The organism is Klebsiella quasipneumoniae subsp. quasipneumoniae, assembly GCF_020525925.1.
GTDB classification, from domain to species: Bacteria; Pseudomonadota; Gammaproteobacteria; order Enterobacterales; family Enterobacteriaceae; genus Klebsiella; species Klebsiella quasipneumoniae.
In genome coordinates, this window is record NZ_CP084876.1 from 1,527,532 (window position 1) to 1,547,365 (window position 19,834).

At 59.6% G+C, this 19,834-nt stretch carries 19 protein-coding genes; 11 read left to right on the forward strand and 8 right to left on the reverse strand.

Annotation, left to right across the window (positions count from 1 at the left end):
* Positions 1 to 8: 8 nt before the first annotated feature.
* Both LGM20_RS07550 and LGM20_RS07555 read right to left on the reverse strand, forming a co-directional pair.
* Positions 9 to 440, reverse strand: coding sequence for a tripartite tricarboxylate transporter TctB family protein (locus LGM20_RS07550; protein WP_023290501.1), 432 nt, complete (start codon positions 438 to 440; stop codon positions 9 to 11).
* 15 nt (positions 441 to 455) lie between these two features.
* Entirely contained in the window at positions 456 to 1,436 is a 981-nt protein-coding gene (locus tag LGM20_RS07555; protein WP_023290500.1) for a Bug family tripartite tricarboxylate transporter substrate binding protein, read from the reverse strand.
* A 133-nt stretch (positions 1,437 to 1,569) separates the two neighbouring features.
* Here LGM20_RS07555 and tctD point away from each other — a divergent pair, with 133 nt between their 5' ends.
* Positions 1,570 to 2,247: a transcriptional regulator TctD gene (tctD, locus tag LGM20_RS07560; RefSeq protein WP_032453566.1), complete on the forward strand. Its 678-nt coding sequence runs from the start codon at positions 1,570 to 1,572 to the stop codon at positions 2,245 to 2,247.
* Entirely contained in the window at positions 2,234 to 3,640 is a 1,407-nt protein-coding gene (locus LGM20_RS07565) for a sensor histidine kinase (RefSeq protein WP_044524256.1), read from the forward strand. Before tctD ends, LGM20_RS07565 begins: the two co-directional genes overlap by 14 nt.
* On the opposite strand, the gene nudI is transcribed toward LGM20_RS07565, so the two are convergent.
* Positions 3,632 to 4,057 (reverse strand): nucleoside triphosphatase NudI, encoded by a 426-nt coding sequence (nudI, locus tag LGM20_RS07570; protein ID WP_044524255.1) that lies wholly within the window; start codon positions 4,055 to 4,057, stop codon positions 3,632 to 3,634. The two genes, LGM20_RS07565 and nudI, sit on opposite strands and share 9 nt — an antisense overlap.
* 138 nt (positions 4,058 to 4,195) lie before the next feature.
* On the opposite strand from nudI, the gene LGM20_RS07575 reads away from it, so the two are divergent.
* The 7 genes from LGM20_RS07575 (at position 4,196) to yfaU (ending at position 11,604) form a co-directional block, all read left to right on the forward strand.
* Positions 4,196 to 5,125 carry an Rpn family recombination-promoting nuclease/putative transposase gene (locus tag LGM20_RS07575; protein WP_032453563.1) on the forward strand — a complete coding sequence of 310 codons (930 nt, stop codon included), beginning with the start codon at positions 4,196 to 4,198 and terminating at the stop codon, positions 5,123 to 5,125.
* Positions 5,126 to 5,408: 283 nt separating this feature from the next.
* A complete protein-coding gene (locus LGM20_RS07580; RefSeq protein ID WP_004201712.1) occupies positions 5,409 to 5,951 on the forward strand; it encodes a YfaZ family outer membrane protein in 543 nt (180 codons plus the stop codon).
* A gap of 102 nt (positions 5,952 to 6,053) precedes the next feature.
* Positions 6,054 to 7,250 (forward strand): nicotinamide mononucleotide deamidase-related protein YfaY, encoded by a 1,197-nt coding sequence (locus LGM20_RS07585; RefSeq protein WP_044524253.1) that lies wholly within the window; start codon positions 6,054 to 6,056, stop codon positions 7,248 to 7,250.
* A gap of 203 nt (positions 7,251 to 7,453) precedes the next feature.
* Entirely contained in the window at positions 7,454 to 8,239 is a 786-nt protein-coding gene (locus tag LGM20_RS07590) for an IclR family transcriptional regulator (protein ID WP_044524252.1), read from the forward strand.
* Between the two features lie 10 nt (positions 8,240 to 8,249).
* Positions 8,250 to 9,455 (forward strand): L-rhamnonate dehydratase, encoded by a 1,206-nt coding sequence (gene rhmD / locus LGM20_RS07595; RefSeq protein WP_044524251.1) that lies wholly within the window; start codon positions 8,250 to 8,252, stop codon positions 9,453 to 9,455.
* A 41-nt stretch (positions 9,456 to 9,496) separates the two neighbouring features.
* Positions 9,497 to 10,786: an MFS transporter gene (locus LGM20_RS07600; RefSeq protein WP_032453561.1), complete on the forward strand. Its 1,290-nt coding sequence runs from the start codon at positions 9,497 to 9,499 to the stop codon at positions 10,784 to 10,786.
* Positions 10,787 to 10,800: 14 nt separating this feature from the next.
* On the forward strand, positions 10,801 to 11,604 hold the full coding sequence (gene yfaU / locus LGM20_RS07605) for a 2-keto-3-deoxy-L-rhamnonate aldolase (RefSeq protein WP_023290492.1): 804 nt from the start codon (positions 10,801 to 10,803) through the stop codon (positions 11,602 to 11,604).
* A 21-nt stretch (positions 11,605 to 11,625) separates the two neighbouring features.
* Here yfaU and glpC read toward each other — a convergent pair whose 3' ends face one another.
* Genes glpC through glpA form a run of 3 tightly spaced genes read right to left on the reverse strand, consistent with a single transcriptional unit; the run spans position 11,626 to position 15,672 of the window.
* Positions 11,626 to 12,804: an anaerobic glycerol-3-phosphate dehydrogenase subunit GlpC gene (gene glpC, locus LGM20_RS07610; protein WP_044524250.1), complete on the reverse strand. Its 1,179-nt coding sequence runs from the start codon at positions 12,802 to 12,804 to the stop codon at positions 11,626 to 11,628.
* Entirely contained in the window at positions 12,801 to 14,060 is a 1,260-nt protein-coding gene (gene glpB / locus LGM20_RS07615) for a glycerol-3-phosphate dehydrogenase subunit GlpB (RefSeq protein WP_044524249.1), read from the reverse strand. The genes glpC and glpB overlap by 4 nt, the downstream gene beginning before the upstream one ends.
* Positions 14,050 to 15,672, reverse strand: a complete 1,623-nt coding sequence (gene glpA, locus LGM20_RS07620; protein ID WP_044524248.1) for an anaerobic glycerol-3-phosphate dehydrogenase subunit A — start codon at positions 15,670 to 15,672, stop codon at positions 14,050 to 14,052. The genes glpB and glpA overlap by 11 nt, the downstream gene beginning before the upstream one ends.
* 272 nt (positions 15,673 to 15,944) lie before the next feature.
* Here glpA and glpT point away from each other — a divergent pair, with 272 nt between their 5' ends.
* Together glpT and glpQ are read left to right on the forward strand one after the other, a co-directional pair.
* Positions 15,945 to 17,291 (forward strand): glycerol-3-phosphate transporter, encoded by a 1,347-nt coding sequence (gene glpT, locus LGM20_RS07625; RefSeq protein WP_023290488.1) that lies wholly within the window; start codon positions 15,945 to 15,947, stop codon positions 17,289 to 17,291.
* Between the two features lie 9 nt (positions 17,292 to 17,300).
* Positions 17,301 to 18,371 (forward strand): glycerophosphodiester phosphodiesterase, encoded by a 1,071-nt coding sequence (glpQ, locus tag LGM20_RS07630; RefSeq protein ID WP_044524246.1) that lies wholly within the window; start codon positions 17,301 to 17,303, stop codon positions 18,369 to 18,371.
* Between the two features lie 71 nt (positions 18,372 to 18,442).
* On the opposite strand, the gene yfaE is transcribed toward glpQ, so the two are convergent.
* Positions 18,443 to 18,697, reverse strand: coding sequence for a class I ribonucleotide reductase maintenance protein YfaE (yfaE, locus tag LGM20_RS07635; protein ID WP_004201692.1), 255 nt, complete (start codon positions 18,695 to 18,697; stop codon positions 18,443 to 18,445).
* Positions 18,697 to 19,827, reverse strand: coding sequence for a class Ia ribonucleoside-diphosphate reductase subunit beta (nrdB, locus tag LGM20_RS07640; RefSeq protein WP_004140835.1), 1,131 nt, complete (start codon positions 19,825 to 19,827; stop codon positions 18,697 to 18,699). Before nrdB ends, yfaE begins: the two co-directional genes overlap by 1 nt.
* Between the last annotated feature and the right edge of the window lie 7 nt (positions 19,828 to 19,834).

Consider the following 19,834-nt stretch of genomic DNA (forward strand, 5'->3'; position numbering starts at 1 on the left):
CGCCTCCGTTAATTAAACCAGATGCCAAGGGGCAGGGTAACATCGAGCAGGGTGTCGAAGGCGTACCATAACGACACGCCCATCGCGACGCCGGCAATGCCCGCCGCCGGCAGCGTCGCGCCGAACAGCAGACCAATGATCGCCGTCAGCAGCGCGGTGGCCAGCGGAAAACCGAGCCATTCAAACCCCCAGGCGTAGACCACCAGCACCACGACCATGGTCAGCAGACGCTGCAGCACATGCCGTCCCGGCCACTCGACGGCGTCCGGGCGACGTAGCAACATTAACGCCGAGCACAGCAGCATCAGGCCGATGATCCCGAGCGGGAAGGGACGCGGGCCGACGGGTTCATAGGCGTATTCGCTGTGGATCTGCCAGGCGATAAACAGACCGCCAATACATAACAACAGCCACACTCCGGCAAAAATACGATCGCTCATTAGCGCCTCCGCGGATTATTTTGCCAGGCCAAAGGCTTTCGCCTGTTCGCGATAGTCGTTGACCTGCTGCTTAACGTAGGTATCGAGCTCCTTGCCGTTCATGTTGAATTCAAACAGGCCGCGCAGTTCACGTTGCTTTTTGAACGCTTCGGTTTGCTGCAGTTTAGTGAATTCATCGACCCACCACTGGTACTCGGCGTCGCTGACTTTCGGGCCCATAAAGAAGCCGCGAATAATCGGCCAGACTAGGTCGTAGCCCTGCTCTTTAGCGGTGGGGACATCGGCGAGCGCGCCCGGCAGTCGTTCACTGGAGAAGACCGCCAGCACGCGGATTTTATTGCCCTGCAGATAGGGCACCATCTCGCTGAGATCGCCGGAGACCGCCTGCACATGGTTACCGAGCAGCGCGGTCACCGGCTCGCCGCCGCCCTCAAAGGCGACGTAGCGCATTTTATGCGGGTCGACGTTGGCTTTTTGCGCCAGCAGCGCCGCTTTCATCCAGTCCTGGCTGCCGATGGAGGCCCCGGCGCCAATCACGATACTGGAGGGATTTTTCTCCATCGCGGTCATAAACGACTTCAGGTCTTTCCATGGCGAATCGGCGCGCACGGCGATCATGCCGTAGTCGGTGCCGACGCTCGCCAGCCAGCGCACGTCATCGACGCTGTAACGGCCGAATTTACCCTGCGACAGGTTCAGCAGCGAGCCGCCGGAGAAGGCGACGACGGTCCCCGGCTCTGCCGGGCGCTGGGCGACAATGGCGTTGTAGGCTACCGCGCCCACGCCGCCGGGCATATAGGTGACGCGCATCGGTTTCTCGATAGCGCCGGTTTCCATCAGGCTCACCTGAATCAGCTTACAGGTCAGGTCAAAGCCGCCGCCGGGTTTAGCGGGCGCGATACATTCGGTGCGGGACGGGGCCTCTGCGGCGAAGGCGGATGTGGTGCAAAGGCACAGCGCGATGGCGCTCAGATGGCGGAAAAATGGCGTTTTCATAGGCTTCCTCAGCAGGTACAGGGCAGGTTTTTTTGATTATGTGAACCGACATATGGCGATTCGGTTGCATGATTGTTAAAACAGTTACCTTTCATTTCCCTTTCAATGCAGCAGCAACGTTACAGGATGTGATATGCGTCTCTTATTAGCCGAGGATAATCGTGAGCTGGCTCACTGGCTGGAAAAAGCGCTGGTGCAGGGCGGTTTTGCCGTGGATTGCGTCGCTGACGGGCGTGCGGCCGACCATCTGCTGCAAAGCGAGCAATATGCGCTGGCGGTGCTGGATATCGGTATGCCGGGGTTCGATGGCCTTGAAGTGGTGCAGCGGCTTCGCAAGCGCGGGCAGACCCTGCCGGTGCTGTTGCTGACCGCCCGCAGCGCGGTAGCGGACCGGGTGAAGGGCTTAAATGCCGGCGCGGATGACTATTTACCTAAGCCCTTTGAGCTGGAAGAGCTCGACGCCCGCCTGCGGGCGCTGCTCCGGCGCAGCGAAGGGCAGGTGCATGAGGTGCAGCAGCTTGGCGAGCTGGCGTATTGTGACGAAGGCTATTTTTTACTCCGCGGCCAGATGTTGTCTCTGACGCCGCGCGAGCTGGCGCTATTGAAGGTGCTGATGTTTCGCCGCACCCGCCCGGTTTCCCGTCAGCAGCTGTTCGAACAGGTGTTCAGCCTCAGCGATGACGTCAGTCCGGAAAGCATCGAACTCTACATTCATCGTCTGCGCAAGAAACTTCAGGCGAGCAATGTGCGTATAACCACCCTGCGCGGTTTAGGCTATCTGCTTGAGTGCGAGCGCCATGAGATGGAGTAAGCCGCAATCGCTCTATGCTCAACTGTTGCTGTTTCTCGGCCTGCCGCTGGTCCTGCTGTGGGGACTCTCCGCGTTTAACAGCTACGTCAGCGCGTTGCAGGCGGCGACGCAAGCCTACGATCGTACCCTGCTGTCGTCGGCGCGGACGGTGGCCGAGCAGCTGGTGGTTCGCGGAGGGCAACTGGAGGTGAATGTGCCCTGGGTGGTGCTGGACAGCTTCGAGCTCAATATGAACGATCGTCTCTATTACAAGGTGCTCGACCCGCAGGGGAAGGTCATTTCCGGCTATGACGATCTGCCCGCGATGCCGCCCTCCACCTCGCGAACTCAGCTCTATCCGGCGCTGGCGTGGTTTTATCATACCGAATATCGCGGTCAGGCAATCCGCGTGGCGCGCCTGCTGCAGCCCATCAACGAAGGCGGCATCGTTGGCATGGCGGAGATATATATTGCCGAAACGCTGCAGTCCCGCCGCTGGCTGGCCGGACAATTACTCTTCTCATCCTGGGTGTCGCAGGGGTTACTGGTCCTGTTGACGCTGGTGCTGGCAGCCTGGCTGCTGCGCCGCGTGCTGCGGCCCATGCGTCAGCTCTCCGCGCTGATGGTGCGCCGTGAACCCGGTCTGCTGACGCCGCTGCCGGAGCTGCTGCCCTGGTCGGAAACGCGGCTGCTGATTGTCGCGTTCAACCGCTACATCGACCGCCTGCGGGTGATGATCTCCCGCCAGGAGCGCTTCAGCGCCGATGCGTCCCATCAGCTGAAAACACCGCTGGCGGTGCTGAAAACGCAGGCTTCGGTAGCCCTGGCCAGCGACGATCCGCAACTGTGGCGCGAAAGTCTGCAGGCGATGCGCGCCACGCTGGACGATACGGTCTTGTTAACGGAGCGGTTGTTGCAGCTGGCGACGGTAAAACAGCGGGAGCAGGCGTTTGCGGTGATTAACTTGCCGGAGATTGTGCGCAACAGCTGCTTTTCACGTATCGCGCAAGCGCGGAGCAAACATATCGATCTTGGCTACGAGGGCGAGCAGTCGGCGGTATATGTGGCAGGCGATAGCGTTCTGCTGGGGGAGCTGTGCGCTAACCTGCTCGACAATGCCATTCGCTATACCCCGGAATATGGAACGGTCACGCTTAGCCTGCATCGCGATGGCGAAGTCGTCACGCTAAGTGTGGAGGATAGCGGTCCGGGCATCGAGGAAAACCTGATTAATCAGGCGCTGATGCCGTTTCGCCGCCTCGATAACGCGGGCGCGATTCCCGGCGCCGGGCTGGGCCTGGCGCTGGTTAACGATATTGCACGTTTGCATCGTAGCCACCTGCAGCTTTCGCGCAGCGAAAGCCTGGGCGGACTGAAGGCGACGCTGCGCCTGCTGACCGTGGCGTCAGAGTAGCCCCTTCATGCTCAGGGTGAGGCGGGTGGCGGCATTGAGATCGTAGTTTTTAAGCTCATCCGCTTTCACCCAGGCGTAATCGTCAAACTCCTCGTTGATCGTTACGTCGCGATTGGCGCTAACGCAGTCGAAGATTAGATAGATCATATAGATCGTTTCCTGGCGCCCGTCGGGATAGGTTTTCACGCGGGTATCGTCGCGGAAGCTCCATGGCGTGATACGGGTCAACTGCAGTTTTTCGCCAAGCTCCTCGCGGACTTCGCGTCGCAGCGCCTCTTCAATACTTTCCCCCGGCTCCACGCCGCCGCCGGACAAGGCCCATTGTCCGGGAAAAACGCCGCGGTCAGCAGCCATCTTGCACAACAGGTAATGGCCATCATTTTGGATTAGCGGGCAAACAATCGTCCTTTGACGCATGATTTTTCTCCTTCGCAGTAAGTCGGGCCGGGTATCGAGGAAACAGTTTGCGAGGCGCCTCGGCAAACCGCAAGGGAAATACGGCGCTGGCTTTACAGAGTGATAAGTTAAGCGAAAATTATCGTATGGAGAGCCACCATGGAAAGGACCACCCATTCCCCACATGACGCCGTGTTTAAACACCTACTGTCGCATCGGGCGACGGCGCGGGATTTTCTGGACATTCACCTTCCTGAACATTTGCGAGAATTATGCAATCTGCAAACGTTGCAGTTGGAGTCCGGAAGTTTTATCGATGAAGACCTGCGCGCCAGCCATTCCGATATTCTTTACTCGCTGCAAACCCAGGCGGGGGACGGATATATCTATCTGCTTATCGAACATCAAAGCTCTGCGGACCGTCATATGGCATTTCGCCTGATGCGTTATGCGATAGCAGCGATGCAGCGCCATCTGGATAAAGGACATACGCAACTGCCATTGGTGATCCCGCTGCTTTTTTATCATGGGCAAGTCTCGCCCTGGCCGTATCCCATGTGCTGGCTGGAAGGATTTGCTCATCCGCAAACCGCGCGGCAAGTATACAATCAGGATTTTCACTTAATCGATATCACGGTGCTTCCTGACGATACAATAATGCAGCACCGACGGGTCGCGATGCTTGAGTTGCTGCAAAAGCATATCCGGCAACGCGATATGATGGAACTGCAGGAGCAACTAGCCAGCCTGTTGGCGCTGGGATACACTAGCCGCAGACAGCTCAGGACGCTGCTTCACTATTTATTACAGGCAGGAAATGCCGCCGATCCGGTCGCCTTTTTACGTAATCTTGCGCAAAATGTCCCCAGACGGCTGCATAAGGAGACGCTAATGAACATTGCCCAGTTTCTGGAACAACGCGGCCATCAGCAGGGCCTTGAGCAGGGCCTGCAGCAAGGTCTTGAACAGGGAGAACAATTGGCTGCGCAACGTATTGCCCAGGCGATGCTGGAAAACGGGCTTGATCTGGCGCTGGTGGCGAAGCTGACGGGGCTTGCGCCGGAGCGCCTGGCCTTGCTCGCCCATTAATTTTTCTGCTTCCTTCAAACAGCCTGCGCAATGGCGATTGCGCAGGTAAATATAGATTTATTCAATCAATACAACCTAATTAAATATAATTCTACTGAATATGAATGCGGTGAAATTTACATTCTTTCGCAAATGCGCGGCGGTATTGCTGTAAAAAGACGCAACTGGTTACACTCTTGTGAAAAATCATTTCGCCAGGTCATTGATTCCTGACGAGTGCGCAGTAGAATTTTCAGGTTTTTTCGGGACTTCTTTGATTTTAATTTTCTGGATAGAGTAAATAATGAAAAAAAGCATTTTTATGGCGCTGGCTGGCGTCATGCTGGTCTCTTCGGCGGCCCATGCGATCAGCGTTACCGGCGAAGCAGGCGAGCATTACACCAACCTTGGGGTCGGCTTCGGCACCGAGTCCACCGGTCTGGCTGTTTCGGGTAACTGGCTGCACAGCGATAACGACGGCGACGCCGCGGGTTTAGGCCTGGGCCTGAATATTCCGCTGGGGCCGTTCCTGGCGACCGTGGGCGGTAAAGGGGTATACACCAACCCGAAACAGGGTGATGAAGGTTATGCGGCCGCGGTCGGCGGCGGCCTGCAGTGGAAAATCGGCGACAGCTTCCGTCTGTATGGCGACTACTACTACTCTCCAGATTCCCTCTCCAGCGGCATTGACAGCTATCAGGAAGCCAACGTCGGCGCCAGCTGGACCATTATGCGTCCGCTCAGCATCCAGGCAGGCTATCGCTATCTGAACCTGGCGGGCAAAGATGGCAACCGCGATAACACCATCGCCGACGGCCCGTACATCGGCGCCAGCGCCAGCTTCTAATCTCCTCCGGCGCGGTCTCTTCTTGCCGCGCCAGATTTTCCTCCTCGTCAGCCTCCCGCTTTGCGTTATAGTATTTGCCACCTGGCAGGCAAGGAGTGAGCAATGTTGAATGTGGAAATGCTGTCCACTGGCGATGAAGTGTTGCATGGTCAAATCGTTGACACCAATGCAGCATGGCTGGCGGATTTCTTTTTTAATCAGGGTTTACCATTAACGCGCCGTAATACCGTCGGCGACGATCTCGATGCGCTGGTGGCGATTCTTCGCGAACGCAGCGAACAGGCGGATGTGCTGATCGTCAATGGCGGCCTCGGCCCAACCAGCGACGACCTGAGCGCGCTGGCCGCGGCCACCGCGAAAGGCGAAGGACTTATTTTGCATCCGGAGTGGCTGGAAACCATGACCCGCTTCTTTGCTGAACGCGGGCGGCCGATGGCGGAAAGCAACCGTAAGCAGGCGGAAATCCCCGCCAGCGCCGAGATGATCAATAACCCGGTGGGCACGGCCTGCGGCTTTGCCATCCAGCTCAATCGCTGCCTGATGTTTTTCACCCCCGGCGTTCCCTCTGAATTCAAAGTGATGGTCGAGCAGGAGATTTTACCGCGCCTGCGCCAGCGCTTTACGCTGCCGGAACCGCCGGTATGCCTGCGGCTGACCACTTTTGGCCGCTCGGAAAGCGAGCTGGCGCAAAACCTCAATCCGCTGACGTTACCGCCTGGCGTAGTAATGGGCTACCGCTCGTCGATGCCGATCATTGAGCTGAAGCTGACCGGACCGGCTGAGCAGCGTGACGCCATGCTGGCCCTGTGGCCGGAAGTGCGTAAAGTGGCTGGCGACAGCCTGATTTTCGAAGGCACTGAAGGGTTACCGGCGCAGATTGCACGCTGCCTGCAGGAGCGGCAGCTGAGCCTGACGCTCAGCGAGCAGTTTACCGGCGGTCTGCTGGCGCTCCAGCTGTCCCGCGCCGGCGCGCCGCTGCTGGCCAGCGAAGTGGTCCCGGCGCAGGAGGAGACGCTGGCGCAGGCGGCCCGCTGGGCGGCCGAGCGGCGCATTAACCATTTTGCCGGCCTGGCCCTGGCGGTGAGCGGCCAGGAAAACGATCATCTTAACGTGGCCCTGGCCACCCCCGACGGCACCTTCGCGCTGCGGGTGAAGTTTAGCGTCACCCGCCACAGCCTGGCGGTACGCCAGGAAGTCTGCGCCATGATGGCATTAAACCTGCTGCGTCGCTGGCTGAATGGCCAACCGCTGGCCAGTGAACATGGCTGGATTAACGTGGTGGATTCCCTCTCAATGTAAGTCGTTTCCCGGCGCGCGGGCTTCTCCCGGGCGCCGGTTGTCCAGCCTGTTGTACTCTCCTGAAAAAATTCTGTGCGTTAAGTCGCAATTTTCCGCTGCGAACGGTCCAGCATACGGGAAAGCGATTGCCCCGCGATGTCGCTCACACTTTACCGCCCGGACAACCGCAACACTGATTCCAGTATTCAGGATTGGAGTCCAGTATGTTGGAATCAACGAAAGTCCCGGCGCTGACCCGCGCGATTGAGATCCTCAATTTAATTGGCCGCATCGGACCCTGCAGCGCGGCGACGATAATAGCGGAGCTGGGGATCCCGAAAAGCACGGTTTATCTGCTGCTGGGCGAGCTGAAAAAGCAGCGCTTCATCAGTATGGATAATCAGGATAACTACTGCCTGTGGACCAAACTGGTGGAGCTGGCCGGGCAGGCGCTAAGCAAAATGGACCTGCGCGAGCTGGCGCGGCCGCGCCTGACTCGCCTGATGGATGAGTGCGGCCTGCTCTGCCATTTGGGCATTATCGATCACGGTAACGCCTACTACATTCTGAAAATTGAATCACCCGCCACCATTAGCGTGCGTTCGCACGAAGGAAAGAGCCTGTCGCTTTACCGCTCCGGGATCGGCAAATGTTTGCTGGCCTGGCAGCCCGCCGGGGTTCAGGCATCGATTATCGATGATCTGCAGTGGGAGCGGGCTACGCCAACGACCATCAGCAATGCTCAACAGCTGCGGGAGGAGCTGGGGCGGATCCGCGCCCGGGGCTGGAGCTTTGATAATGGCGAGGACTATCCGGACGTGCGCTGCGTGGCCGCCCCGGTTTTTAACGCCAATAACGACCTGACCGCCGCCATCTCGGTGGTGGGTACCCGTCTGCAAATCAATGAAGACAATCGCGATTACCTTGCCGGTAAGGCGATTGCCTGCGCGAAAGATATTTCACGACTGCTGGGGTGGAAAAGCCCCTTTGAACAACTCGCCTCATCATAAGGAGAACACCATGACCCTACCGAAAATTAAACACGTCCGCGCCTGGTTTACCGGCGGCGCCACCGCAGAGCAGGGCGCCGGCGGCGGCGATTACCACGATCAGGGGGCTAACCACTGGATTGACGATCATATCGCCACCCCGATGAGCAAATACAAACAGTATGAGCAGTCCCGCCAGTCGTTTGGCATCAACGTGCTGGGCACGCTGATTGTGGAAGTGGAAGCCGACAACGGGCAGACCGGCTTTGCCGTGTCGACGGCCGGAGAGATGGGCTGCTTTATCGTGGAAAAACATCTCAACCGCTTTATCGAAGGCAAATGCGTCAGCGATATCAAACTGATCCACGACCAGATGCTCAACGCCACCCTTTACTACGCAGGATCCGGCGGTCTGGTGATGAACACTATCTCCTGTGTCGACCTCGCGCTGTGGGATCTGTTCGGGAAAGTGGTTGGCCTGCCGGTCTACAAACTGCTGGGCGGAGCGGTGCGTGACGAAATCCAGTTCTATGCCACCGGCGCTCGTCCGGATCTGGCGCAGGCGATGGGCTTTATCGGCGGCAAAATGCCCACCCACTGGGGGCCGCACGATGGCGACGCCGGGATCCGCAAAGACGTCGCCATGGTGGCGGACATGCGCGAAAAATGCGGCCCGGATTTCTGGTTAATGTTGGACTGCTGGATGAGCCAGGACGTTAACTATGCCACCAAACTTGCCCATGCCTGCGCCCCTTACAACCTCAAGTGGATCGAGGAGTGCCTGCCGCCGCAGCAGTATGAAGGTTATCGCGAGCTGAAGCGCCAGGCGCCGGCCGGGATGATGGTGACCAGCGGTGAGCACCACGGCACCCTGCAGTCCTTCCGCACCCTGTCGGAGACCGGAATCGATATTATGCAGCCCGACGTCGGCTGGTGCGGCGGCTTAACCACGCTGGTGGAGATAGCGGCTATTGCTAAAGCGCGCGGGCAGCTGGTGGTGCCGCACGGCTCGTCGGTTTACTCACATCATGCGGTGATCACTTTCACCAACACGCCGTTCAGCGAGTTTCTGATGACCAGTCCTGACTGCGCTACGCTGCGTCCGCAGTTCGACCCGATCCTGCTCGGCGAGCCGGTGCCGGAGAGGGGGCGCATTCATAAATCGGTACTGGATAAACCCGGCTTTGGCGTCGAGCTCAATCGCGACTGCAACCTGAAACGTCCTTATCAACACTGATCCCCCGGGCCGCCCGGCGGCCCACGCCTGAGGATATTATGATGAGCAACACTCTGCTGGAGAGCGTGGTGAAGAAAAACCGCGCCCGCTTAATCCCCTTTATGCTGGCGCTGTACGTGCTGGCGTTTCTTGACCGTTCGAATATCGGTTTCGCCAAAGAGACCTACCAGCTGGACACTGGCCTCAGCAACGAAGCCTATGCGCTGGGGGCGGGGATTTTCTTTGTGGTCTATGCCTTTCTTGGGGTGCCGGCCAACCTGCTGATGCGCAAATTTGGCGCCAGAAAATGGATCGGCTGCACCACGCTACTGTGGGGCGTGCTGTCGGCGGCGATGGCGTGGGCGGATACGGAAGCGAAATTCCTGCTGGTACGTACCCTGCTGGGCGCGGCGGAGGCGGGCTTCTTCCCCGGAATGATCTACCTCACGTCTCAGTGGTTTCCCCAGCAAAACCGCGCCAGCATTATGGGGCTTTTTTATATGGGGGCGCCGCTGGCGCTGACCCTCGGTTCGCCTTTATCCGGCGCGCTGCTGGAGATGCATGGGTTTATGGGCCATCCCGGCTGGTTCTGGATGTTTGTGATTGAAGGCCTGCTCGCCGTCGCCGCAGGAGCGTTCACCTTCTTCTGGCTGGACGATTCGCCGCAGCATGCCCGCTTCCTGAGCGCGGCGGAGAAACAGGCCCTGATAAGCGAGCTGGCGCGAGAGGAGGAGAAAAAGGTCACCTCGCGTCTGTCCGATGCGCTGCGTAACGGGCGGGTCTGGCAGCTGGCGCTGATCTACATGACCATTCAGGTGGCGGTCTATGGCCTGATTTTCTTCCTGCCCACTCAGGTCGCCGCGCTGTTGGGCACCAAAGTCGGCTTCATTGCCTCGGTGGTGACGGCTATTCCGTGGGTGGCGGCGCTGTTCGGTACCTGGCTTATCCCTCGCTACTCCGATCGTACCGGCGAGCGGCGCAATATTGCCGCGCTGACGCTGCTGGCGGCAGCGGTCGGGATTGCGGTTTCCGGGCTGGTGGCGCCGGTGCTGGCTATCATCGCGCTGTGCGTGGCGGCGGTTGGGGTGATTGCCGTGCAGCCGGTCTTCTGGACGATGCCGACGCAGCTGCTCTCCGGCACGGCGCTGGCCGCCGGGATTGGCTTCGTTAACCTGTTTGGCGCCATCGGCGGCTTTCTGGCGCCGATCGTTCGCGTGCAGGCCGAAACGCTGTTCGCCAGCAGCGCCGCTGGACTGTTAACCCTGGCCGGCGTGGCCATCATCGGGGTGATCATCATCTTCTCATTAAGCCTCACCCGCGCGGTTCCTCAGCGCGGCGGCGTACAGCATTGATTAAAGGAATCGCTATGAACGCACTGTTATCAAACCCCTTCAAACGTGGATTATTACGCGGTGAGACGCAAATAGGCCTGTGGCTGAGCTCGACCTCCTCCTATCTGGCGGAGATTGCCGCCACTTCCGGATATGACTGGCTGCTGATCGACGGCGAGCATGCCCCGAACACTATTCAGGACCTTTATCATCAGCTCCAGGCCATCGCCCCTTACGCCAGTCAGCCGGTGATCCGTCCGGTGGAGGGCAGCCGCAGCCTGATAAAACAGGTGCTGGATATTGGCGCCAGAACGTTGCTGGTGCCGATGGTCGATACCGCCGAGCAGGCGCGGGAAGTCGTCTCGGCAACCCGTTATCCTCCCGTCGGTAGCCGCGGCGTTGGCGCCGGCGTGGCCCGGGCGGCGCGCTGGGGCAGAGTGGAGAATTATATGGCGGAGGCGAATGACGAACTCTGTCTGCTGATTCAGGTGGAGAGCCGAACCGCGCTGGAAAATCTGGACGCTATCCTCGAGGTGGAGGGCATTGACGGGGTGTTTATCGGGCCGGCGGATCTCTCCGCTTCGCTGGGACACCCGGACGATGCTGGCCATCCTGACGTGCAGCGGGTGATTGAGCAGAGCATCCGGCGCATTCGCGCGGCGGGAAAAGCGGCCGGATTTCTGGCGGTCGACCCGGCGATGGCGGAAAAATGTCTCGCCTGGGGGGCCAATTTCGTCGCCGTCGGGGTCGATACCATGCTGTACACCCAGGCGCTGGACCGCCGGCTGGCGATGTTTAAATCCGCCAGCGCTCAGCCGCAGGAGAAAGCGAGCTATTGACGGCGCAGGCTGGCGCCGGACTCAGGCGAGCGCCTGCGCCAGCACCGTCAGCGGATGTTCGCAGCGTTTGCTGGTGGACATTTCTATCTGCCATTTACAGGTCTCGCAGTCGGTGACGACGATGTCGGCGCCGCTCTCCTCAATCTGACGGAACAGGGGGGCGCCGATAGCCTGGGATACCGCGTAATTCTCAGTCTTAAACCCGTAGGTGCCGGCGATGCCGCAGCACTGCGAATCCAGCACTTCCAGCTGCAGGCCAGGGATCAGCCGCAGCAGTTCGAGGGTATACAGCGACCAGCCCATTTTCTCCATATGGCACGGCGTGTGATAGACCACCTTCAGCGGCAGCGGGCGCAGCGGCAGCGTTTTGCCACTATCCAGTTGTTTCCAGATCCAGCGAGTGGCCAGCTCCACCCGGTCGCGGAGATCGCTGTTGTCGACATCAAGGAGATGCGGGTATTCATCGCGCAGCGTAAAGGTGCAGGTCGAGGAGGTGGCGATGATCGGCAGCGCGTTTTCCCGCATCGCGGCGACGTTGCTCTGCGCCTGCTTACGCGCTTTGTCAAAAAAGCCGTTGGCGATCAGCGGCACGCCGCAGCATTTTTCCCGTGATAACAACTGCACGCCGGTGCCCAGCGCATTGACGACGCGAATCAGATCCTTGCCCAGCTGCGGGTGGTTATAGTTGACGTAGCAACCATGAAAGAAGGCCACCTGCTCAGGGTACTGCGCCTGTCTGGCCGCGAGCTGGCGGTAAGCGCGGCGGAAGGTGCCGAAGCCATATTTTGGCAGCGTGCGGCGATGATCGATATTGAGCGCCGCGTCGAGCAGGCGGCGTACCGGTTTTAAGCCGGTGGTGGCGTTTACCAGTGGGGCAAAGGGGGTGGAAAGGGTGCCCATCAGGTCGGTATGGCTGAGAATAGCGTCGCGCAGGGTCGGTTTTTGCTGGCCATACTGTGCCCGGGCGCGCTGAATGATATCGCCAATTTTCACATCCGACGGGCAGGGGACCTCACAGCGCTTGCAGTTAATGCAGTACTTGAGCGCCTCATCGTACAGCGCGCCATCCTTCAGGCGCAGGCGTTCGCCGTCCGGCCCCGCCTGTTTCGGCCCGGGATAGCGCGGATTGACCCGGCTGACCGGACAGGTGGTGGTACAGACCGTGCACTTAATGCAGCTTTCAAAACGGGTATCGTTCATGGTCGGCCTCCGGCGAGGGCGTGGATCTGTCTGGCGGCGTGCAGTGCGGTGACGGCGCAGACCCCGCCGCCGCAGCCGAGCTGAATGGCATCGAACCCGCCGAGCAGCGAACCGATGGCGAAAAGATTGCTGAACGGCTGCCCGCCCAGCATGGGGCGCAGCAGGGCATCGGTTTTCACCCCGAAGCGCTGCCACGGCTGGGAGGCAAAGAAGTCGCGCTGGTACCAGTCGTCGCGCGGCAGGGTCTGCTGTAGATCGAGACCGAGAATGGGTTCGCGCACGCTATCCCGCGTGGCGACAAGACCGTTACTGAAAAAGCTGCCGCTGGCCAGCACGGTAAAACCCGGACGCAGCGCAATATCGCCGTGATTTCGCGTCCAGACGGCCTCGACGGCGCCCTGTCGATGGCTGATGTTCACCACTTCATCGCCGGCAAGCCAGGTGCCGCCGCCGCGAATAAACTGCCGCTGCAGCAAACGGTGCAGGCGCATCCCGGGAACCGAAGGCGGCAGCGTCGGCAGCAGACGCAGCGGGCAGGGCAGGCGCGCCTGCAGCCAGTGGTACAGGCGATCGTCGGCGAGGCCAAAGCAGGCGGGCATGATCAGCAGCTCATGCTGTTGCGCCAGCGGCAGCAGCGCCGCATGCAGGGCAGGCCAGTGGTTTTCATCGTCGAGGAGGCGGGCGATATTGGCGGCGCGAAACTCGGTGGGGTTGTCACGTAAAACATCCAGCAGCGGTAACTCGATTTCCGCCGCTACGGCGGTGACGCCGGTTTGCCCGAGCGCGGCGGCGGCGAGATGCGGCTGAAAATCGGCAAAGCCGCTGATCCCCACCAGGCAGACCCCCTGTCGGGGGAGTGGCGCGACAGGAACCTCCTGCGGCGATAGCCACGCCGCGCGCAGCGTCCCCAGCGGCGTTACCCGCCGGTGCGGGCGGTGCGCGTCGCCCTGCATCACCGCGCCGCAGGCGGCCAGCAGGGCTTCAGTTTGTTTTGCGTATTCGAGCACCGCCCCGGCGCCGAGCCGGGAATAAGGATGCTCAGGAAGCAGTTCAGCGAGCTGCTGCAGACCTTGCGCGAGGTCAGTGACGTTATCGCCGTTCGGCAGCGCCGAGAGCAGATCTAACGACGCGGAGGAAAAATGCAGCGCGCTTTGCCCGCGGCTGATGATAACGCTGCGCAGGCCGGACTGATTCAGCGTCAGGCCGCACAGCAGGCCGGCCAGTCCGCCGCCGATAATCGCGCAGTCAAATTTCATCCTGATGCTCCTGTGGTAGTCCGCACAGGCCGAGGTAGACCCAGCGGGTGAATTCGCTTTCGCGCAGCGCGTCGCCCCAGGCGATGGGCTGCACGCCCTTCCAGCGCTCATTGAGAAACGCCGACAGCTGGGTCAACGACTGCGCGGGGGTGGTGACGTTAAAGCGCTGCAGCAGACCGGCGGCGCGGCAGGCGCAGAGTTCCCCCTGGCAGGTCCCCATGCCAATCCGGGTACGGCGGCGCAGGTCGAGCAGGGTGTGGACCGCCAGATTTTCCACCGCGTATTTCACTTCACCAGCGGTGACGGCTTCGCATTCGCAGACCAGACTACGGTGCTGGCGACTGTCGCCAAGCCAGGCCGGCGTGCGATCGCCATGGCGGTAGACAGCAGAGCCGCGCAGCGGGCCCGGCAGGGAGATAATTTTTCGCAGGGTGCTTTCCGTCGGCTCCTGCGACCCGGGGAGCGGGCTCTCGGCCGTGGAACAGGGGGTGGTGTTGCCCAGCTTACGACAGACGGCGTCGGTGGCCCACTCGGCCATCAGGCGATAGGTCATCAGCTTGCCGCCGGTGATGGTAATGAAGCCTTCCATGCCGTCGCGCTGAGCATGGTCGAGCAGGACGATGCCGCGGCTGACGCTGCGTCCGCTGGGATCGTTGTCGCTGGCCACCAGCGGGCGCACGCCGGAGTAGGCGCGGAGGATCCGGGTGCGGCCCATGACCGGCGCCAGCTTTTCACCTTCGCGCAGCAGGGTTTCGACTTCCGCGGTCGTTACCCGGTTGTCGTCAATTTCGTCATAAGGAATATGCATCGAGGTGGTGCCGATCAGCGAGATGGTATCCCCAGGCACCAGAATATCGGCATCGGCCGGCTTACGGCAGCGGTTGATCACCAGGTTGTTAATCCGGTGGTCAAGGATCAACAGCGATCCCTTCGCCGGAAACATGGTGATGCGCAGGTCGGCATATTCCGCAATGCGCTGCCCCCAGATCCCGGCGGCATTGACCACTACCCCGGCGTACAAGGCGCGGGTCTGGTGAAGCTGACGATCGTATACCTGGACGCCACAGACGCGGTCGCCCTGGCGCAGCAGGCCTGTCACTTCGCAGCCGGTGAGGATCTGCGCGCCGTGTTCGCGGGCGTCGAGCATATTGGCCGCGGTGAGGCGAAACGGGTCAATGGTGCCATCCGGGACCTGCACCGCCCCCAGCAGCGTCGGGTTGACGGCGGGCTCGCGGCGCAGCGCCTCCTGCGCAGAAAGCGGCGTGGCCTCTATGCCAGCCTGCTGGCAGGCGGCGATAAAGGTCTGCTGCCAGGCCAGATCGTCTTCAGGCAGGGTAATGAACAGACCGCCGGCCGGTTCGATACAGTGACGGGCGATGCGGCGCAGGATGCGGTTCTCATTGATGCATTCGCGGGCGGATTCGTTGTCGGTCACCGCATAGCGGGCGCCGCTGTGCAACAGCCCATGATTACGGCCGGTGGCCCCGGTGGCGATATCATGGCGCTCAATGAGCACTGTGCGTAATCCGCGTCGGGCGCAGTCGCGGGCGATGCCGGCGCCGGTTGCTCCGCCGCCGATGATGATGACCTCGCTATCAAGACGTCCCGTCATCTTCAGCTCCTCTGCTTTCGTTTACCGCCATTTAGCCACAATCAATAAGGTTATTGTTTGATTTCGAGCATATTCGCGCGTTATTTGAGCGCATTATGTGATTTTGTGCTCACATTGGAACCTTTTGTCATATTTCTGTAACAAATTGTGCGATATTTCACAGTATCAGCTCTACGTATTGCCTACCATCGCGGCCAGATTCGAAGTTGGTGATTAATCTGGGATTGTTGTCGTGACGTCAGTAAAAAACAGCAAGGGCCACGGAGGCTGATATGTTAAGTATTTTTAAACCCGCCGCGCATAAAGCGCGTTTGCCAGCCGCGGAGATCGACCCGCTCTATCGTCGGTTACGCTGGCAGATTTTTATCGGCATCTTCTTTGGTTATGCCGCTTACTATCTGGTTCGTAAGAACTTTGCCCTGGCGATGCCCTATCTTATCGAGCAAGGTTTCTCTCGCGGCGATCTCGGTTTCGCCCTTTCCGGCATCTCCATTGCCTACGGATTTTCGAAATTCATCATGGGATCGGTCTCTGACCGTTCGAATCCGCGCATTTTCCTGCCGGCGGGGCTGATCCTCGCCGCGCTGGTGATGCTGGTGATGGGCTTCGTACCGTGGGCCACCTCGAGCATCATGATCATGTTCGTGCTGCTGTTCCTCTGCGGCTGGTTCCAGGGGATGGGCTGGCCGCCGTGCGGCCGTACCATGGTCCACTGGTGGTCGCAGAAAGAGCGCGGCGGAATTGTTTCAGTGTGGAACTGCGCGCATAACGTCGGCGGGGGGATTCCGCCGCTGCTGTTCCTGTTGGGTATGGCCTGGTTTAACGACTGGCATGCGGCGCTCTATATGCCGGCTTTCGGCGCTATTCTGCTGGCGATTTTCGCCTTCGCGATGATGCGCGATACGCCGCAATCCTGCGGCCTGCCGCCGATCGAAGAGTATAAAAACGACTACCCGGACGATTACAGCGAAGAGCATGAACAAGAGCTGACGGCGAAGCAGATCTTTATGCAGTACATTCTGCCGAACAAGCTGCTGTGGTACATCGCGGTCGCCAACGTCTTCGTTTATCTGCTGCGCTACGGCATTCTCGACTGGTCGCCGACCTACCTGAAAGAGGTGAAGCACTTCGCGCTGGATAAATCCTCCTGGGCCTACTTCCTGTACGAGTACGCGGGGATCCCGGGCACCCTGCTGTGCGGCTGGATGTCGGATAAAGTGTTTAAAGGCAACCGTGGCGCCACCGGCGTGTTCTTTATGACCCTGGTCACCATCGCCACCGTCGTGTACTGGCTGAACCCGCCGGGTAACCCGGGCGTCGATATGGCCTGTATGATTATTATCGGCTTCCTGATCTACGGCCCGGTGATGCTGATTGGCCTGCATGCGCTGGAGCTGGCGCCGAAGAAAGCCGCCGGCACCGCCGCAGGCTTCACCGGCCTGTTCGGTTACCTCGGCGGTTCCGTGGCCGCGAGCGCCATCGTCGGCTACACCGTCGATTTCTTCGGCTGGGACGGCGGCTTTATGGTGATGATCGGCGGCAGCGTGCTGGCGGTTGTCCTGCTGGTTATCGTGATGCTCGGTGAACGCCGCCATCATCAACAGCTGAAGCAAGCCTAAGGAGCGGCGATGAACATGAAACTCACCGCGCTAATGAGCGGCATGATGTTGGCCAGTTCGGCGCTGTGCTTCAGCGCGACAGCGGCGGATAAAATGGTTATCGCCCACCGGGGCGCCAGCGGTTATCTGCCTGAACATACCCTGCCGGCGAAAGCGATGGCCTACGCTCAGGGGGCGGATTACCTTGAGCAAGACCTGGTGATGACCAAAGACGACCGACTGGTGGTGTTGCACGACCACTATCTGGATCGGGTGACCGACGTCGCTCAGCGCTTCCCGCAGCGGGCGCGTCAAGATGGCCGTTTTTACGCCATCGACTTTACCCTGGCCGAGATCAAGTCGCTGACGTTTACCGAAGGGTTTGAGCCGAAAGACGGCAAGAATGTGCAAACCTATCCCGGGCGTTTCCCGATGGGCAAATCCGATTTTCGCATTCATACCTTTGAAGAAGAGATTGAGTTTGTCCAGGGGCTGAATCATTCCACCGGCAAAAACATCGGTATTTACCCGGAAATCAAAGCGCCGTGGTTCCACCATCAGGAAGGCAAAGATATTGCCGCCAGCACGCTGAAAGTGCTGAAAGAATATGGCTACACCAGCAAGCAGGATAAGGTCTATCTGCAGTGCTTTGACGCCAACGAGCTCAAGCGTATTAAGCATGAGCTGGAGCCGAAGATGGGCATGGATCTCAAGCTGGTGCAGCTTATCGCCTATACCGACTGGAATGAAACCCAGCAGCGGCAGGCTGACGGCAAGTGGGTGAACTACAACTATGACTGGATGTTCAAGCCGGGGGCCATGGCGCAGATTGCGCAGTACGCCGACGGCATTGGTCCGGATTATCATATGCTGGTGGCGGAAGGCTCAAAGCCGGGGGCGGTGAAGCTGACGGCGATGGTGAAGGAGGCGCACGCCAGCCATCTGCAGGTGCATCCGTATACTGTGCGCGCGGATCAACTGCCGGAGTACGCCAGCAACGTCAATCAGCTCTATGACCTGCTGTATCGCCAGGCGGACGTCGATGGCTTGTTTACCGATTTCCCGGATAAAGCGGTGCAGTTTCTGGACGCTAAGCAGTAAAAAGCCGGGTTTACCCGGCCTGTGAACGGCAGTTTTGTCGGGCGCATAAGCGTTACGCCGCCCGACAAAACTTACATCTCAATTTCGATATCGCCCTTCGCCCGGCAGCAGCAGGGCAAAATTTCTCCCGGCTGGATAAAGGCCAGCGGCTCGGTCAGCCAGTCAACCTGGCCGGAGACCAGACGAGTGCGGCAGGAGCCGCAATAGCCTGCGCGGCACTGATACTCGACGTCGATATTATGCGATTCAAGAGCAGCCAACAGGGAAGGGTGTTCATCCTGACACTCAAGGCGAGTGTCAGAGATTTTCAAGAAGATCCGCTTCATTACAGCTGGAAGTTGCTCAGGTCGTCGGCATCGACTTCAGAGTCGATCTGGCCGACCAGGTAAGAGCTGACCTCTACTTCCTGCGGCGCCACCTGGACGTTGTCGGAGACCAGCCAGGTGTTGATCCACGGGATCGGGTTGGAACGGGTCTGGAACGGCAGATCGAGGCCCACCGCCTGCATGCGGATATTGGTGATGTACTCGACGTACTGGCAGAGAATATCTTTGTTCAGGCCAATCATCGAGCCGTCGCGGAACAGATAGTCCGCCCACTCTTTCTCCTGCTGCGCCGCCAGCACGAACAGGTCATAGCACTCCTGCTTGCACTCTTCGGCGATTTCCGCCATTTCCGGATCGTCGCTGCCGGAGCGCAGCAGGTTCAGCATATGCTGAGTGCCGGTCAGGTGCAGCGCTTCATCGCGGGCGATCAGGCGGATAATTTTGGCGTTGCCTTCCATCAGTTTGCGCTCGGCAAAGGCGAAGGAGCAGGCGAAGCTGACGTAGAAGCGGATCGCTTCCAGGGCGTTAACGCTCATCAGGCACAGATAGAGTTTCTTTTTCAGCTCGCGCAGATTGACGGTCACGGTCTTGCCGTTGACGGTGTGGGTGCCTTCGCCCAGCAGGTGCCAGTAGCTGGTCATCTCGATCAGCGAATCGTAATAGTGGGAGATCCCCTCGGCACGCTTCTGGATCTGCTCGTTGGTGACGATATCGTCGAACACGGTCGCCGGGTCGTTGACGATGTTGCGGATGATATGGGTGTACGAGCGCGAGTGAATGGTCTCGGAGAAGGCCCAGGTTTCCACCCAGGTCTCCAGCTCCGGGATGGAGATCAGCGGCAGCAGCGCCACGTTCGGGCTGCGGCCCTGGATGGAGTCGAGCAGCGTCTGGTACTTCAGGTTGCTGATGAAAATGTGTTTTTCATGTTCCGGCAGCGCCTGGTAGTCAATGCGATCGCGGGAGACGTCAACCTCTTCCGGGCGCCAGAAGAAGGAGAGCTGTTTTTCAATCAGCTTTTCAAAGATATCGTATTTTTGCTGATCGTAGCGGGCCACGTTAACCGGCTGGCCAAAAAACATTGGCTCAAGCAGCTGATCGTTTTTCGTCTGTGAAAAAGTGGTGTATGCCATTGAAGTG